Annotated in this window: 13 protein-coding genes; 7 read left to right on the top strand and 6 right to left on the bottom strand. The window is 71.1% G+C overall.

Annotated elements, in window-relative coordinates; translation table 11 throughout:
- Positions 1–47 precede the first annotated feature (47 nt).
- The gene (locus tag ACFWM2_RS02820) at positions 48–1,799 is read right to left on the bottom strand and encodes a tetratricopeptide repeat protein (RefSeq protein ID WP_383272270.1); all 1,752 of its coding nucleotides are present in this window, start codon (positions 1,797–1,799) and stop codon (positions 48–50) included.
- Positions 1,800–2,336: 537 nt separating this feature from the next.
- Between ACFWM2_RS02820 and ACFWM2_RS02825 the strand changes: the two genes are divergently transcribed.
- Both ACFWM2_RS02825 and ACFWM2_RS02830 read left to right on the top strand, forming a co-directional pair.
- Positions 2,337–3,455 carry a GNAT family N-acetyltransferase gene (locus ACFWM2_RS02825; RefSeq protein ID WP_383272272.1) on the top strand — a complete coding sequence of 373 codons (1,119 nt, stop codon included), beginning with the start codon at positions 2,337–2,339 and terminating at the stop codon, positions 3,453–3,455.
- 170 nt (positions 3,456–3,625) lie between these two features.
- Positions 3,626–4,855, top strand: a complete 1,230-nt coding sequence (locus ACFWM2_RS02830; protein WP_383272274.1) for a DegT/DnrJ/EryC1/StrS family aminotransferase — start codon at positions 3,626–3,628, stop codon at positions 4,853–4,855.
- A gap of 51 nt (positions 4,856–4,906) precedes the next feature.
- Here the strand turns inward: ACFWM2_RS02830 and ACFWM2_RS02835 are convergent, their stop codons facing one another.
- Positions 4,907–5,995 carry an FAD-dependent oxidoreductase gene (locus tag ACFWM2_RS02835; RefSeq protein WP_383272276.1) on the bottom strand — a complete coding sequence of 363 codons (1,089 nt, stop codon included), beginning with the start codon at positions 5,993–5,995 and terminating at the stop codon, positions 4,907–4,909.
- Positions 5,996–6,122: 127 nt separating this feature from the next.
- Here ACFWM2_RS02835 and ACFWM2_RS02840 point away from each other — a divergent pair, with 127 nt between their 5' ends.
- The gene (locus ACFWM2_RS02840; RefSeq protein ID WP_383272278.1) at positions 6,123–6,710 is read left to right on the top strand and encodes a TetR/AcrR family transcriptional regulator; all 588 of its coding nucleotides are present in this window, start codon (positions 6,123–6,125) and stop codon (positions 6,708–6,710) included.
- A 266-nt stretch (positions 6,711–6,976) separates the two neighbouring features.
- Entirely contained in the window at positions 6,977–7,867 is an 891-nt protein-coding gene (locus ACFWM2_RS02845; protein ID WP_383272280.1) for an intradiol ring-cleavage dioxygenase, read from the top strand.
- Positions 7,868–8,052: 185 nt separating this feature from the next.
- On the opposite strand, the gene ACFWM2_RS02850 is transcribed toward ACFWM2_RS02845, so the two are convergent.
- Entirely contained in the window at positions 8,053–8,667 is a 615-nt protein-coding gene (locus ACFWM2_RS02850; RefSeq protein WP_383272282.1) for a phosphatase PAP2 family protein, read from the bottom strand.
- Complete coding sequence (locus tag ACFWM2_RS02855; protein WP_383272284.1) at positions 8,664–9,326, bottom strand: DedA family protein; 663 nt, start codon at positions 9,324–9,326, stop codon at positions 8,664–8,666. Before ACFWM2_RS02855 ends, ACFWM2_RS02850 begins: the two co-directional genes overlap by 4 nt.
- A gap of 117 nt (positions 9,327–9,443) precedes the next feature.
- On the opposite strand from ACFWM2_RS02855, the gene ACFWM2_RS02860 reads away from it, so the two are divergent.
- The gene (locus ACFWM2_RS02860) at positions 9,444–9,815 is read left to right on the top strand and encodes a BlaI/MecI/CopY family transcriptional regulator (RefSeq protein ID WP_383272286.1); all 372 of its coding nucleotides are present in this window, start codon (positions 9,444–9,446) and stop codon (positions 9,813–9,815) included.
- Positions 9,812–10,747 (top strand): M48 family metalloprotease, encoded by a 936-nt coding sequence (locus ACFWM2_RS02865; protein ID WP_383272288.1) that lies wholly within the window; start codon positions 9,812–9,814, stop codon positions 10,745–10,747. The genes ACFWM2_RS02860 and ACFWM2_RS02865 overlap by 4 nt, the downstream gene beginning before the upstream one ends.
- 22 nt (positions 10,748–10,769) lie before the next feature.
- On the opposite strand, the gene ACFWM2_RS02870 is transcribed toward ACFWM2_RS02865, so the two are convergent.
- A complete protein-coding gene (locus ACFWM2_RS02870; RefSeq protein WP_383272290.1) occupies positions 10,770–11,717 on the bottom strand; it encodes a TauD/TfdA dioxygenase family protein in 948 nt (315 codons plus the stop codon).
- A 267-nt stretch (positions 11,718–11,984) separates the two neighbouring features.
- The gene (locus tag ACFWM2_RS02875; RefSeq protein WP_383272292.1) at positions 11,985–14,204 is read right to left on the bottom strand and encodes an NADP-dependent isocitrate dehydrogenase; all 2,220 of its coding nucleotides are present in this window, start codon (positions 14,202–14,204) and stop codon (positions 11,985–11,987) included.
- Positions 14,205–14,433: 229 nt separating this feature from the next.
- Between ACFWM2_RS02875 and ACFWM2_RS02880 the strand changes: the two genes are divergently transcribed.
- The gene (locus ACFWM2_RS02880) at positions 14,434–15,984 is read left to right on the top strand and encodes a M1 family metallopeptidase (RefSeq protein ID WP_383272294.1); all 1,551 of its coding nucleotides are present in this window, start codon (positions 14,434–14,436) and stop codon (positions 15,982–15,984) included.
- Positions 15,985–16,021 lie beyond the last annotated feature (37 nt).

Genomic DNA, 16,021 nt, shown 5'->3' on the forward strand with positions numbered 1-16,021 from the left:
TGCCGGTTCCCGTCGTCGGCGTCACGGTCTCAGGCCCGGTCCCCACGTCACCGAGCCGCCCCCGTGCTGCTGCGGGGTGTGCGGCGCGGGGGGAGCAGTGGGCGGACGGTGGGGGGAATGTCGATGTTCATGAACTGGGCCCAGTCGCGGCCGGAGCCGGTGGCCCATAAGGGGTCCAGGTCGGGATCGTGGGCGATCCAGTCACCGGTGAGCGTGCTGTCGGCCGCGCGCCAGCTGTGGTCGAGTTGGTGGAGGGCCGACCGGGTGCAGTCCTCCTGCCAGTCGCACCGGGCGTAACCCGTCGGCAGGCTCTCGTCGGGGAGGGTCGCGGCGAGGGCGAGGAAGCACGCCGCGTTGTAGTGGGTCATCCAGCCCGCGGATCCCTTGCGTTCCGGGCCCCAGTGGCGGGCGGTGGCCCGGGGGTTGGTCCGGATGCCGTGGGTGGTGGCGTCGTGAGCGGAACGTGCCGTGCTGTGGTCCGCGTGCAGCAGCCTGCGCATCCCCGTGCCGCGCGCCGGGAACCACGTCCGCACCAGGATCTCCCGGGCCACGATGTCGAATGCGGTGCTCACGTCACGCTGCCGTCGCCCGGTGGCGCCGGCGGAGGTGTCGGCGCGAGCGCGGTGATGGCTCTGCGGCAGGTTGTGCGCGGCGAGCGCGATGCGGATGGCTCCCAGGAACGTACGGCGCTGCGAGCGCCTCGCCGGCAGGGGGAGGGGCATCAGCCAGGCGCCCCAGTAGCGGCGTTCTCCGCTGTTGGACCAGCCCCCGGGGATGCTGCTGCGCAGCCAGTTGCGTAACAGCGGGCGCAGCCGCAACCGCAGGCAGATGTCCGCGAGATGAGCCCTCGCCAGAACGGCCGGTTCCTCGAGTCGGGCCATGTCCTCGGGCCGCAGGTTCCGGTCGCGCAGCAGCGGCCGGGCGGCACGCGAGTAGGCGATCGCCATCCGGTACGCGGTCTCGATGTGTTCCGGCCACAGCTCCGTGCAGCGCTGGTAGATGGCGATCGCGCGCTGGTAGTCGTCCGGGTGATGGGCGTGCATCAGCTCGATGAGCGCCGCCTCACCGTGCCGTATGAGCAGATTGCCCGGTGCGAACTTGACGGCCCGGGTGAACGCGAGCAGCGCCTCGGTGTAGTCCGCGCCGGGGCTCTGCTCGCCGGCCCGGGACTGTGCGTCGCGGCGCTGTTCGTCCACGCCCCTGCGGTAGTGGGTCAGGGCGTGCCCCTCCGCGTCCCACCGCTCCCAGCGCGGAATGCGGCGCAGCATCTGCGGCTGGTTGCGCACCTGCACGATGCAGTAGACGGCGATCTTCTCCACCAGTGTCTCCGGGTCCGCCTCGGTGATGACGGCGGCGGCGATGATGCGGTTCTTCGGGACCCGCAGGATGTGCACCGCCACCCTGCGGAGATCGCCGGCGCGCTCCAGCTCGCGGAGCTGGACGGCGTATCCGGACGGGCTCGCGAGGGCGATCCTGAGCAGGGAGTCGACCCAGCCCTGCGCCGGCGCCGAGGTCTGCGGCCCGCTGTCGGCCGTGGCGGCGGACGGACTGCCGGGGGCCAGGATGCTCTCCCCGCCGTGCTCGGCGAGGTGGGCCGCAAGTCGTGCCGTGAGATGGGCCGTCGGCGTGGCCGCGCCGTTCTCGTCGGTGGCGTGCGCGGGCAGCAGGACCAGGGGCAGGATCCGCCCCCGGGCACGCATCCGGTGGACGAGCGCCGACGCGCCGTGCACCAGCCCGAGCGCCACCAGCGCGGCGAGCGCCAGAAAGAACCAGTGCGCCGCTGTATTCAGTGCGCGCACCACGGCATCATCGGCCCCCATGTCGGCCCCCCGTCGCGGTCTTTCCAGCCGTTTCCGTGACTATGGCATGTCCATATACAGGCGGAATATGCCGTTCACCGCTTACGGAACAAATGTGCGACCTGGGAAGCGGGCCGGACGGCGGGCCCGTCAGTCGTATCGGTGGGTGCCGCGGGACCACCAGCGGCCGGTGCGCCGGGGGCCGGGGAAGCCGGTGCGCCGGGAGCCGGGGAAGCCGGTGCATCCGATCCGCACGCATCCGTTACGACAGACACCCTTGACAGTGTGCGTACTGTTTCGCGACGTTTGAGCCTCGCCGCACCGTGCGGGTCCCGGTCGTCGACCGGGAGCGAGCGCGTACACGGCGTGGATCAGGGGATAGCCATGGAAGTGGCGGGACGCGGACACCGCGTCATGGGGGGAAATGGGGGAGCGGTCGCCCATGCGATCCACGAGCAGGGGTCCAGACGCCCTACGAGGTATGCGCGGCGACCGGTACGTCCCTCGCGAAGCCTGCGGAAGGGCGGTTGAACGGAAGTGGACATCACGATCCACAGACCCCAGGAGCTGAGTACGGCACTCCGCGGGGCCTGGCATCGGGCGATGGACGAGTCGCCCGAATACGCCAACCCCTTCCTGGCACCGGAGTTCGCGGCCGGGGTCGGCACGTACCGCGGCGGGGCGTACGTGGCCGTCCTGCGCGAGGACGACGAGCCCGTGGGCTTCTTCCCGTACGAGCGCAACTCCTTCGGCGTCGGCCGGGCCATCGGTCTCGGCCTCTCCGACTGCCAGGCCCTCGTGCACCGACCCGGAGTCACCTGGGACCCCCAGGAACTGCTGCGGGCCTGTGGGCTGTCCGTCTTCGAGTTCGACCACCTCGTCGAGGAGCAGAAGCCTTTCGGCGGCTTCGTCACGGGAACCTTCGCCTCGCCCGTGGTCGACCTGAAGGACGGCGACACGGGCAGCTACGCCGAGTGGCTGCGCGCCGCGTACCCGGGGCTGGCCAAGACGACGCTGAAGAAGGAGCGCCGCCTGGGGCGCAACATCGGCGAGATGCGGTTCGTCTTCGACGAGCGCGACCCGCGGGTGCTGCACACGCTGATGCGCTGGAAGTCCGCGCAGTACCGCAGGACGGGACGGATGGACCGGTTCGCGCGGCCGTGGATCGTGGACCTGGTGGACCACCTGTTCCAGGTCCGCGACGAGTACTTCACCGGTGTGCTGTCCGTGGTCTACGCCGGGGACCGGCCGGTCGCCGCCCACTTCGGTCCGCGATCGCGCACGGTCTTCGCGGCCTGGTTCACCGCGTACGACCCCGAGTTCCGCTACTACTCACCCGGGCTGATCATGCACCTCCGGATGGCCGAGGCCGCGGGCCGGCAGGGCGTGCGGCTCATGGACATGGGACGCGGCGACAAGGAGTACAAGGACTGGCTCAAGACCCGCGAGCTGCGCGTGGGCGAAGGCTTCGCCACCCGGCCCCACCCGGTGGCCACCGCGCACCGGCTGTGGCGCAGACCGGTGCGCGGCCTGCGGAACACGGTGCTGGCCCATCCCGCCCTGCGGGAGCCGGCCGACCGGCTGCTGAAGACGGTCGGCACGCTGCGTACCTCGAACCGGTCCGGCTCCGGCAGGGCGGGGCCCGACGCACGGTGACCGGCCGGCCCCAATTCGACGGGCGCCCAGGGCAGTTGGTGCCCCGCCCGCCAGGGCCTGCGTCGCCGGCAGCCGGGCCGGTCCGACGCCGCGGGCCGGACCATGCCTTCGGGCGACCCCGAGAGAACTCGGCGACAGCCCTTCGACTCCCTTCGACGAAAGAGGTGACGATGCCGTACGGATCACGGCTCGCCGAGGTGATGACACGGCGACTCGGCCGCGAGTGCGTCTACACGCCCTCGGCGCGGCTGGCTCTGTACCTGGCGCTGCGGCACTGGTGCCGCCCGGGCGCCCGCGTGCTGATGTCACCGGTCACCGACGACGTGATCCTCTTCGTGGTCCTCGCGGCCGGGCTGCGCCCCGTTCAGGCCCCGGTCTCCCTGTGGGATGGCAACATCGACCCGGCCGCCGTGCCGGAGTCGACCTGGCGGAACGTGGACGCCGTGCTGACCTCGAACCTGTACGGAATGCCGGACCGGGTGGTGCAACTGCGGCGCCGCTGCGAGGAGTTGGGGATCCCCCTCTTCGAGGACGCGGCCCATGCGATCGGCACGCGGGTGGACGGGCAGCCGGTCGGGACGTTCGGGAAGGCGGCGGCCTTCAGCCTCTCCAAGCACGTGGCTGGGATGGCCGGGGGCTTTCTCGCCGTCGAGGACGCCCGCACCCGACGGGAGCTGGAGGCGCTGCGTGACGATGTCCTGCTGCCGGGCCGCCTCGGCCGTGAACTGACCACGACGCTGCGGCCGTTGGCACGGTCGGCCGTCCGCGGCCTCAACCTGGTGCGCCCCGTGTGGCGGACGATGCAGCGTCTCGGAATGCTGGAGCGCGACGCGTTCCGCATGGCCCTGCACCCGTCACGGCTCGCCGAGAGCGGGCGCGGGACGCCGAGCCTCGACGCGTACGAGCCCTGGGTGCGCATCGACCTGCACGGCTACCGGACCCGTCACGGGGCCCTGATGCGCGGCCAGTTGGCCCTGCGCATGGCCCGGCTCGACGACGACCTCACCCGCCGCAGGGTCGGCGTGTCGCTGCTGTCGGGCACCACCTGGGCCTCCCCGGCACTCCACGACCGGACGATCCGCGACAGTCCGCTGCCGCTCTTCCGGGTTCCGCTCCTCGTCCACGACCGCGACGCCCTCCTGGACCGTCTGGTGGGGCACGGCGTGGTCTGCGGGTACGTCTACGACCCCCCGCTCGACGACTACGCGGGCGCGGAGTTCGTCGAACCGTCCACCGACCCGACGGCCGCCCGCTGGTTCGCCTCGCATGTGCTGCCGGCCGATCCGTTGCTGGCGCGCAGGATCACCAACGCCCTGACCAGGGAACGGACCACGACCGCACGCCCCTCGCTCCCCGCCCCCGACCCGGCGACCGCGCCGCCGAAGCCCCTGGACCAGTGAACGGGTCCGCGGGGATAGGCGGCGCGGTCGCGCCTGGGGGCGCGATCGTGGTCAGACGGCGGCGGGCTGGTCGGTGCGGCTGACCGCGCCCGGGTCGGTGGTGAAGATCTTGCGCGGGGACGTGTTGACGCTCATGGCTTTGCTGATGTCGTGGCTGTAGCGCTGGAGGAACTGGGCCTCGGGCTTGCGCAGTGCTTCGAAGCTCGCCAGGGCGAGCGGGACGGACAGGTGGGGTGTGGTGAGCAGGTCGGCGAGGAGCGCGGCGTCCTCGAACCCGGCGCCGGCACCCTGGCCGACCACGGTGGTCATGGCGTGCGCGGCGTCTCCGGCGACGGCGACGCGGTTGCGTGTCCAGGTGTCCACCACGGCTTGTCTGACGTTGGTGTAGAAGCTCTGCGGGTTGGTCCGCATGATCTCCATCAGGGGGATCAGCGGGCCGGCGACGGCGGGGAAGCGGTCGGCGAGCTGAGCAAGGGTCAGCTCGCGCCGGTTGTCCTCGGGGCCGTGGAGGAACATGATGCCCTGGAGCTTCCGGCCCTCGTCCATGAGGAAGTAGGCGAGCGTCGCGTCTCCGCCGGTGGCCACGGCCGTCACCGTCAGGCTCTGATCGGGGTTGGGGGCCTGGAACCGCAGCTCGGCGGTGCCGGTGTAGGTGGCCTCGGGGCCGCCGAGGGCGTGAAGCCGTGTCCAGGAGTTGATGCCGTCGCAGCCGATCACCGCGTCGAAGCTCTCGCGTCGGCCGTCGTCGAACTCGACCTCGACGCTGTCGCCGTGGTCGGTCAGTGCGCTGGGCCGGACGCCGGTGCGCACCAGGCCGGCGACTCCTTCGAGCAGGGACAACTGCAGGTCGGACCTGTTGAACATGATCGGGCTGTCCTCGAGGACATGGTCGACGACCCCCGTGAGGCCGTCGAAGAGGAGGGTCCGGTCGGACTTGTAGCCGCCCCAGCGCTCCCGCTCGGTGATGCCGAGGCGGTCCAGCGCGACGAGGTGACGCTTGCTCAGTCCGATGGCCCAGCCGGCCTCGGTGATGATCGGTGCTTGTTCGACGACCAGTGGGTCGAGGCCGCGGCGGTGCAGTCCGGACGCCAGCGCCAGGCCGGTGAGACCGGCGCCGACGATGAGAATGCGATGACTCATGGGTCCCCAGTTTTCTCGTGGTCCATCCCCGCCGGGGCGCCTCGCCCGGCGGAAAAGAGAAAGCTTATTCTCTTAAGCTAGGGGGACTGCTTCGGACCGTCAACAGCGACCTGGCTTACCCTCAGCTATGCCTAAGGTCAGCCCCGAGTACCGCGAGAGCCGTCGGCGTCAGATCCTTGACGCCGCGACAATCTGCTTTGCCCGCAACGGCTTTCACGCCACGTCGATGCCCGACATCTTCGCCGAGTCGGGTCTCTCGTCGGGGGCTGTGTATCGGTACTTCCCCGGCAAGCAGGCCATCATCGAGGCGCTGATGGACTCGACCATGCAGCCGGTGCTGCGCGCTCTGCGTGACGCCGAGCGGGCCGAGCCGCCCCTGAAGGTGCCCGAGATCATCGACCTGATCCACCGCGAGATGATCACGGTGCTCAACGTCGAGGACGCCACCTCGCTGATCGTCCAGGTCTGGGCCGAGACGATGCGCATGCCGCAGATGCGTGAGACGCAGCAGCGCGACCTGACGGCGCTGCACGACGCGCTGTCTCCGCTGCTCGCGCGTCTGCGCCCCGAGGGTCAGGCCGGCTCCGACAGCACATGGGCCCTGCTCGCGCTGAGCCTGGGCACCTTCATCTCCCAGCTGGTGCTCAAGACCAACACCCTGCCCACGGCCACGCTGGTCGACGAACTCCGCCTGCTGCTCTCCGAGTCCGCCTGAGTCTCCGGGAACCGCTGCCGCCGTCCCGTTGTCGCGTGAGTGCGCGCCAACGGGGCGGCGCGCCGAGGCGTGCCCTCGAATGGCCGAGCAGCGGCCCCGTGTGTGCCGTGTGGGTCAACTCCCTTCTTGACGGCCGTTGGAGGCGGGGTTAGCTTAAAGAGAATAATCTTTCTCTTTAGCTTCGACCCCGCGTCCGGCGCCCGCATGACGGCCGCCGGGCGCGGTAGTCATCGGCGAACAGGCCCTTGTGGCCAAGGAGTTGAGTCATGACCGAGACCCCCCACGCCAAACGGATCCAGCCGCAGAGCCGGCGGTCCCTGCTCGCCACGCTCGGCAGTGCGGGGCTGGGCGTCGCCACGGCCGGCGCGGTCGCGGTGGGCGGCGACACCCCGGCCGCCGCCGCGGCGCCCAAGAACGGCGCCCCTGCCGCCGCGGCCCCCAAGAGCGGCACCACACGGCCGAACTGCATCCTGTCCCCGGAGGAGATGACGGGGCCGTACTACCTCGACATCGACAAGCTCCGGCAGTCGATCGCCGAGGACCGGGTCGGCATTCCGCTGGAGCTGAGCTTCCTGATCGTCGACAGCGTCAGCTGCCGTCCCCTGCGCGGCGCGGCGGTCGACATCTGGCACTGCGACGCGGCCGGCCTGTACTCCGGATACACGGGTTACTCCGGCCCCGGTCTGCCGCCGATGGACGAGAACGGCCATGCCACCCCGACCGACGACACGACGTTCCTGCGCGGTGTCCAGGTCACCAACGGGCTGGGCGCCGTGCGCTTCCGGACCGTCTACCCCGGCTGGTACTGGGGGCGCGGGCTGCATCTGCACGTCAAGACGATCGTCGACGCCTCCGTACGGCCGGATGACATCACCGGTGGACATGTCGCGCACACCGGGCAGCTGTACTTCCCGCAGGCGGTGAACGACCAGGTTGCGGAGGAAGCCCCCTACGCGTCCAACACCACCCCGCGCCTGTCCAACGAAGAGGACTTCTTCTACACCCTGGACAACAAGGGCGAGGAGACGACCATGACCGTCACCCCGCTCAAGGGCAACGGCTCGATCAGGCACGGACTGCGGGCATCGATCGTGCTCGGTATCGACCCCGCCGCGACTCCGCCGCCCTCGAACCCGACGCCCACGGCGGCACCCTGAGCAACCACTCCGGGTCGGTGAGGCCGGCCAGGGGAGTGTGATGTCCGTGCCGGCTCCCCGACCTGAAGGGGTGCCGGCACGGCAATGTCCGGCGGACACCGGCTCTGCGGCTGACCTGGTCGGCGTCGACCTCGCTCACGGCCTCGCCTGGAAGGCGTCCGCTGGGCATTTGCCGGGCATTCGCCTCAGGAGCGGTACGCCGCCGTAAGCAGGGGGCGCAGTGGGGTCGCCGTCAGGCGCCGGGTCAGGGCTCCCGGCCGGCGGCGCAGTGCCAGACCGAGGAGCAGGGCGACCGCGGCGCCGACCGCGGTCCCGGCCAGCACGTCGTGCGGATAGTGGGCCCCGACCCAGACGCGGGAGACCGCCATCGCGCAGGCCGCGACCACCGCGACGGCGCCGAGGCGACGGGAGACGAGGAGCAGCGCCACGGCGGCCGCGGCGGCGAGAGCCGCGTGGTTGCTGGGGAAGGACCAGTCGCCCGGCGCGGGACACGCCTCCAGCGTCGACACCCGCAGGCTCTGGCAGGGCCGGTCCTCGCGCACCACCAGCTTCAGTGCGTCGTCCACGGCGAACGCCACCAGGACGATCACCGGCGCGGCGAGCGCGATCACCGCCGCCTCGGCGCTCACGCGCCGCGCCCGCCACCAGCCGAAGGCCATGAGCACGGCGAACACCGCCAGGCCGTACGTCGACCAGGTGCTGACGAGGTCGTCGAACCACCCGGGGGAGCGGTGCGCGAGGCCGACCACCTCGGTGTAGAGGGAGCCGTCGATCGAGGAGCCGTTGAAAGCCTCGGTCATCCGCGCGCTCCGTTCGCACCCTTGCGGGAGCGGTACACCTCGGCCGCGAGCGGAGTCAGGGAGATCGCGACGATCAGGGCGACGAGGGGGAGCAGATAGCGGTCGACGTTCGGGACGGAGGAGCCGAGCGCGTAGCCGCCGAGGATCAGGCCGACGCACCAGACGAGCCCGCCGGCCACCTGCCAGACGGTGAACGTCCGCACGGGGACCCGAAGGGCGCCCGCCACGGGGTTCAGCACCGTACGCACCACGGGAATGAAGCGGGCCAGCACGATCGCCTTGGCATATCCGTACCGCTCCAGGAGCTGCTCCGCTCGCTCCGCGCCCTCGTGCAGACGGGCCGAGCCGCTGCGGGCGAGCAGCGCGCCGCCCGCCTTGCGTCCGAGCAGATAGCCGAACTGCGCGCCGGCCAGCGCACCCACCGCGGCGGCGATCAGGAGCGGCCCGAGGGACAGCTTCAGACCGCGGTCGGCCGAGCCGGTGCACAGCAGTCCCGCCGTGAACAGCAGGGAGTCGCCCGGCAGGAAGAAGCCGATCAGGAGCCCGGTCTCGGCGAAGAGCACCACGCCCACGCCCAGCACGCCGAAGGCGGACAATAGAGACTGGGCGTCGAGCACGTTCACGGCCAGGGGGGTCGCTGTGAACAAGGCTGCGGTCATCGGCACCGGTCCTTTCATACTGGATGGGCGGGAGCACGCGGACACGGCACCCGAGTGACTACAATCCTGTAGACGGTCCACTGAACTGTAGACGATGATGGGGTGAGGATCGTTCCCATGACCGACGCGAAGGACGAACGCCGACCGGCGGGGGAGCTCGAGGCGACCGTCATGGCCGCGCTGTGGGCAGCCGGCATACCCCTCACGCCGAGCCGGATGCAGCTGGAGCTGGGCTCCGGCCTGGCACGTACGACGGTCACGACGATCCTGTCCCGGCTGCACGAGAAGGGAGTCGTCGGCCGCGAGCGACAGGGCCGCGGCTACGCGTACTTCCCCGTCCAGGACCCGCAGGGGCTCACCGCCCTGCGCATGCACACCGAGCTCGACCGGGACAGTGACCGGGAGACCGTGCTCGCCCGCTTCGTCGCCCAGCTCAGCCCCGACGACGAGCGGCTCCTGCGCGATCTGCTGGAATCGGGTGAGCAATGACCGCGCTGCTGCTGCTCGTTCCGCTGCTCGTGCCCTTCGCGGTGCCGCAGCAGGCCCGCCGCTGTCTGCACCGTCTCCCTCCCACCGCCGCCCTGTGGGCCCTCACGCTCACCGCGCTCGTGCTGGCCGGCGCCTCGGTGGCCGCTCTCGGCGCGCTGGTCCTGACCGGCCTGCTCAAGCTGCCCTTCTTCGCCGGCCTCGGTGAACTGATCCACCCGCTGGACACCCCGTCGGACCTCGTCGTCCTGCCCGCCGCGGCGGCCGCCACCGGCGCGCTCACGCTCGGCGCCCTGACCCTGGTCCGCTCGGCGCTGCGTCAGTTCCGCGCGTTCCGCACCGCCCGTATGCAGGCCGACCGTCGTCCCGCCGCGGGCGACCTGTGCGTCATCGACTCGCCGCACCCGGACGCGTACGCCCTGCCGGGCCGTCCCCACCGCATCGTCGTCACCACCGCGATGCTGCGCAGCCTCGCCCCGGAGGAGCGCGAAGCGCTGTTCGCCCACGAGCGCGCCCACAACGCGGGCGGCCACCACCGCTTCCTCGTCGTCGCCGACCTCGCGGCGCACTGCCATCCCGGGCTGCGTCCGGTTCGCGCGGCCATCGGGCTCGCGGTCGAGCGCGCCGCCGACGAGGCGGCGGCCGTGGCGGTCGGGGACCGGCGGCTGACCGCGCGTGCCATCGCCCGCGCCGCCCTGGCCACCCGGGCGGCCCGCTCCGAGCGGCCGGACTTCGCCCCGGCGGCCACCACAGGCCCGGTGCCGCAACGCGTCGCGGCGCTGCTCGCGCCGCCGGTCCGGGGACGGCCCCGAGCCGCCTCCTGGATCGCCGTGCCCCTCGCTCTCTGCGCGGTCCTCTCGGCCGGCGCGTCGACGACCGGTGTCGTCACGATCCATCACCAGGTGGAGGTCGCCCAGGGGGAAGCGGCGCGCTGACCCCGGCGAGAGACCTGAGGGCCTACCGGTCCGAGTGCAGCGGGGAGCCGGTGATCGCCTCCGAGGGCCGGCCGTCCACCCCGACCGGGATGTCGCCCGCGAGCATCACGCGGTGCATGACGCGCGGGAAGTCGAGATGACCCGTGTCGCCGGGCGCGAGGTGGACGGTGGCCCGGTTGTCCCAGAAGGCCACGCTGCCGGGCTCCCACCGGAAGCGCACGGTGTACTCGGGCCGGGTGGCCTGCTCGACGAACATCTCCAGCAGCCGGCTGTTCTCCGCGCGTGACACGTCCAGGATCTGTTCGACGTAGTACCCGTTGACGAACAGCAGGCGTTCGCCGGTCTCCGGATGCACCCGCACCAGCGGGTGGACCGAGGCCACCTGATGGTCCTGAAGATGCCGGATGTACGAGTCCGGGCCGGGCCGGGTCTGATAGCCGACGCCGAGGCGGTGTTCCGCGCGCAGGCCGTCGGCGAAGCGCTTCACCGGTTCGGAGAGGCCCGCGTAGGCGGCCGCCAGATTCGACCAGGTGGTGTCGCCGCCGTACGGCGGGACGGTCTCCGCGCGCAGGATGGTGGCCGCCGGCGGGTCCACCCGCGCGCCGTGGTCGCAGTGCCAGCCCCTCAGCAGGGTGTGCCGGCGTCGCTCCAGCCACTCGTCGCGGTTCATGCCGTAGCGTCCTGCCAGCTCCAGCCGGTCCGCCGTCGTCTCCACCTGCGGGAAGCCCTCGGGTGACGCCTTGCCGCGGGAGCGCAGCGTGATCGGCTTCCCGAAGCGGCGGGCCAGCGCGACATGGGCCGCGTGGTCGAGCCGCTGCTCCCGGAAGAACACCACCTTCCAGCGCAGGACCGCCGCCCGGATCGCCGCGACGACCGCGTCGTCCAGCGGGCCGGCCAGATCGACCCCGGTGATCTCGGCGCCGGTATGGCCCGAGGCCGGCCGCACATCGATACCGGCGTCCGTCGTCACGCCACACTCCGCTCCGTCGAGGTCCGGTGCTGTGGGGCCACATCCCGGTCGCCGGGTCGGCACCCGGTAGATCGTTACCCGTCCCCGGTCGTTCGAACCCGTACGACGCCGGTGGTGCCCCCGGCCTCAAGGACCGTGGGCGAAGAACCGCCGCGCGGCACGCCGAGAAGAACGAACCGCCCCGGCCGGAAAGAATCCGGCCGGGGCGGCTGCGGCAGGGGGCACATCCGTGGCGGGTGTCCGCGCCGGCGTGCTCGCTCCCGTGCGTCAGGCGAGCGTTGCGATCGCCTCGTTGAAGGTGGCCGACGGGCGCATGACCGCCGAGGCCTTGGCGACGTCGGGCTGGTAGTAGCCGCCGATGTCGACCGGCTTGCCCTGGACGGCGATGAGCTCGTCGACGATCGTCTGCTCCTGCGCGGTCAGCGTCTCGGCCAGCGGGCCGAACGCCTTGGCGAGGTCGGCGTCCTCGGTCTGCCGGGCCAGCTCCTGCGCCCAGTACAGGGCCAGGTAGAAGTGACTGCCGCGGTTGTCGATGCCACCGACGCGACGGCTCGGCGACTTGTCGTTCTCCAGGAACGACGCGGTCGCGCGGTCCAGGGTGTCGGCGAGCACCTGGGCGCGCGCGTTGCCCGTGGTGGTCGCGAGGTGCTCGAAGCTGACGGCCAGCGCGAGGAACTCACCCAGGCTGTCCCAGCGCAGGTAGTTCTCCTTGACCAGCTGCTGCACGTGCTTCGGGGCGGAGCCGCCGGCGCCCGTCTCGAAGAGGCCGCCGCCGTTCATCAGCGGCACCACCGAGAGCATCTTGGCGCTGGTGCCCAGCTCCAGGATCGGGAACAGGTCGGTCAGGTAGTCACGCAGGACGTTGCCGGTGACCGAGATGGTGTCCTCGCCGCGGCGGATGCGCTCCAGGGAGAACGCGGTCGCCTCGACCGGGGACAGGATCTTGATCTCCAGGCCCTCGGTGTCGTGCTCCGTCAGGTACTGCTTGACCTTCCCGATCAGCTGAGCGTCGTGCGCGCGGGTCTCGTCGAGCCAGAACACCGCCGGGACGCCGGTCGCGCGGGCGCGGGTGACCGCGAGCTTGACCCAGTCCTTGATCGGCGCGTCCTTGGTCTGGCAGGCGCGGAAGATGTCGCCGGCCGAGACGGTCTGCTCCAGGACGACGTTGCCGGCCTGGTCGACCAGGCGGACCGTGCCGGTGGTGGGGATCTCGAACGTCTTGTCGTGGCTGCCGTACTCCTCGGCCTTCTGCGCCATCAGACCGACGTTCGGCACGGAGCCCATCGTCGACGGGTCGAAGGCGCCGTTGGCGCGGCAGTCGTCGATGACGACCTGGTAGACGCCGGAGTAGCTGCTGTCCGGGAGGACCGCGAGGGTGTCGGCCTCCTGGCCGTCCGGGCCCCACATGTGGCCGGAGGTGCGGATCATGGCCGGCATCGAGGCGTCGACGATGACGTCGGACGGCACGTGCAGGTTGGTGATGCCCTTGTCGGAATCGACCATCGCCAGCTCCGGGCCCTCGGCCAGCTCGGCGTCGAAGGAGGCCTTGATGTCGGCGCCCTCGGGCAGCGACTCCAGGCCCTTGTAGATGCCGCCGAGACCGTCGTTCGGGGTCAGGCCGGCCGTGGCGAGGGTCTCGCCGTACTTCGCGAACGTCTTCGGGAAGAAGGCGCGTACCACGTGACCGAAGATGATCGGGTCGGAGACCTTCATCATCGTGGCCTTCAGGTGCACGGAGAACAGCACGCCCTCGGCCTTGGCGCGGGCGATCTGCGCCGTGAGGAACTCGCGCAGCGGAGCGACGTGCAGGACGGACGCGTCCACGACCTCGCCCGCGAGGACGGGTACGGACTCACGCAGCACGGTCGTGGAGCCGTCGTCACCCGTCAGCTCGATGCGCAGCGCGCCCGGCTCGGAGATCACCGCGGACTTCTCGGTCGAGCGGAAGTCGTCGACACCCATGGTCGCGACGTTCGTCTTCGACTCGGAGGTCCAGGCGCCCATGCGGTGCGGGTGGTTCCTGGCGTAGTTCTTCACCGAGGCGGGGGCGCGGCGGTCGGAGTTGCCCTCACGCAGCACCGGGTTCACGGCGGAGCCCTTGACCTTGTCGTAACGGGTGCGGATCTCCCGCTCCTCGTCGGTCTTCGGGTCGTCCGGGTAGGCCGGCAGCGCGTAACCCTGCGCCTGCAGCTCGGCGACCGCGGCCTTCAGCTGCGGGATCGAGGCCGAGACGTTCGGCAGCTTGATGATGTTGGCCTCGGGCGTCTTGGCCAGCTCACCGAGCTCCGCGAGGGCGTCGGGGACGCGCTGACCCTCCTCCAGGTACTCGGGGAAGAGGGCGATGATGCGCCCCGCCAGCGAGATGTCACGGGTTTCCACAGTGACACCGGCCTGCGACGCGTACGCCTGGACCACCGGCAAGAACGAATGAGTCGCCAGGGCCGGGGCCTCGTCAGTGTGCGTGTAGATGATGGTCGAGTCAGTCACCGGGTGCTCCGCTCCACGTCTGCAACATTGCTCGACATCAAGATATCTCCTGAGCGACCCCCGCTCGACAGGGCCCTGCTGGCATCCACGCTTCGAACTGGTTCGAATTTTTCGCGCAAGACAGAACCATGACGCGCGATCTTCAGTCCTGTCAGGTGATCGCACATGGTTTCGACGGCCCGAAGCCCGCTCCCGAGGCGGGATCGGGCCGCCTCAGCGAAAGAGACCCATGAGATATCGCACCAGAGTCACGGCCCCCGCGGCCGCCCTGCTCGGCACCGCGGCGGCGCTGACGGCAGGCCCGTCGGCGTTCGCACAGGCCCCGGCGGTGGGACGCGCGGGCACCCCGGGCGGCGAGAGCGCCGGCGACTCCGTCTTCCCCGAGCTCGGCAATGCCGGCTACCAGGTGACCAGGTACCACCTGGACTTCTCCTACGACGCCGCCACCCGGCTCGTCGACGCCACCGCCGCCCTCTCGCTGCGCATCACCCAGGACCTGAGCCGCTTCTCGCTCGACGCGCTCGGCCTGGACGTCCGCTCGGTGAAGGTCGGCGGCCGTACGGCGGTCTTCGAGCAGGTCGGCGAGAAGCTGCGCGTCACGCCCGCCGCACCGCTGCCGGAGAAGGCCCAGGTCAGCGTCTGCGTCGAGTACTCCGCCGACCCGCGCAGGTCGCTCCCGCACACCGCTTGGGTCGCCACCGTCGACGGGTTCGCGGTGGCCGGCCAGCCGAACTCCTCGCACACCGTGTTCCCGTGCAACGACCACCCCACCGACAAGGCGGACTTCACCTTCCGCATCACCGTCCCGAACGGTCTGCGCGGTGTCGCGAACGGCACCCTGGTCCGTACCGAGAACCTCGACGGCGACCGGACCGCGTACACGTACTTCTCCCGCTTCCCGATGGCCACCGAACTCGTGCAGATCTCGGTCGGCGACTACACGGTGAAGGAGCGGCAGGGACCGAACGGGCTGCCGCTGCGTGATGTGGTCCCGACCGCGCGGGCCGCCGCCCTCGAACCCGCGCTCGCCCTCACCCCCGGTCAGCTCCAGTGGCTGGAGCAGCGGCTCGGCGCGTTCCCCTTCGAGACGTACGGGCTGCTGCCGTGCAACTCGGACGACCCGAACGCCTTCGACTTCACCGGTCTCGAGACCCAGACGCTCACGCTCTACAAGCCGAACTTCCTGCTCCAGGAGGAGAAGAAGATCGGCTCGCACATGATGCACGAGCTGGTGCACTCCTGGTTCGGCAACAGTGTCAGCCCCGCCAACTGGGCCGACCTGTGGCTGAACGAGGGCCACGCCGACTTCTACGGGCTCCTGTACCGCTACGAGCGCGGCTGGACCGACTCGCTCGGCCTGACCACCATGGAAGCCCGGATGAAGGACACCTACGCGCGCGGTGACCAGTGGCGGCACGACTCGGGACCCGTCGCCGCGCCGAACGCCGTGAACCTCTTCGACAGCCAGCGGTATCTGGGCGGCGTCCTCGTCCTGTACGCGCTGCGCGAGGCCCTCGGCGAGGACGTCTTCCAGCGGATCGAGCGCACCTTCCTGGAGCGCCACCGCAACTCCGCCGCGACCACCGACGACTACATCGCGGTCGCGACCGAGGTGTCCGGGCAGGACCAGTCCGGCTTCCTCAGGGACTGGCTGTACGGCACCAAGACGCCCCGGATGCCGGGGCACCCCGACTGGGCGGTCACCCCGGTGAACACCGCGTTCGCCGCCCCGCACAGCCGCACGCGAGGCCACTACCACGACGCGTCCGCCACACTCTGACGCCCGCGCCCGGTGGATCGGTGCAGGGCGGCCCTGA

The sequence above is a fragment of the Streptomyces sp. NPDC058371 genome (assembly GCF_042723265.1).
GTDB lineage: Bacteria > Actinomycetota > Actinomycetes > Streptomycetales > Streptomycetaceae > Streptomyces.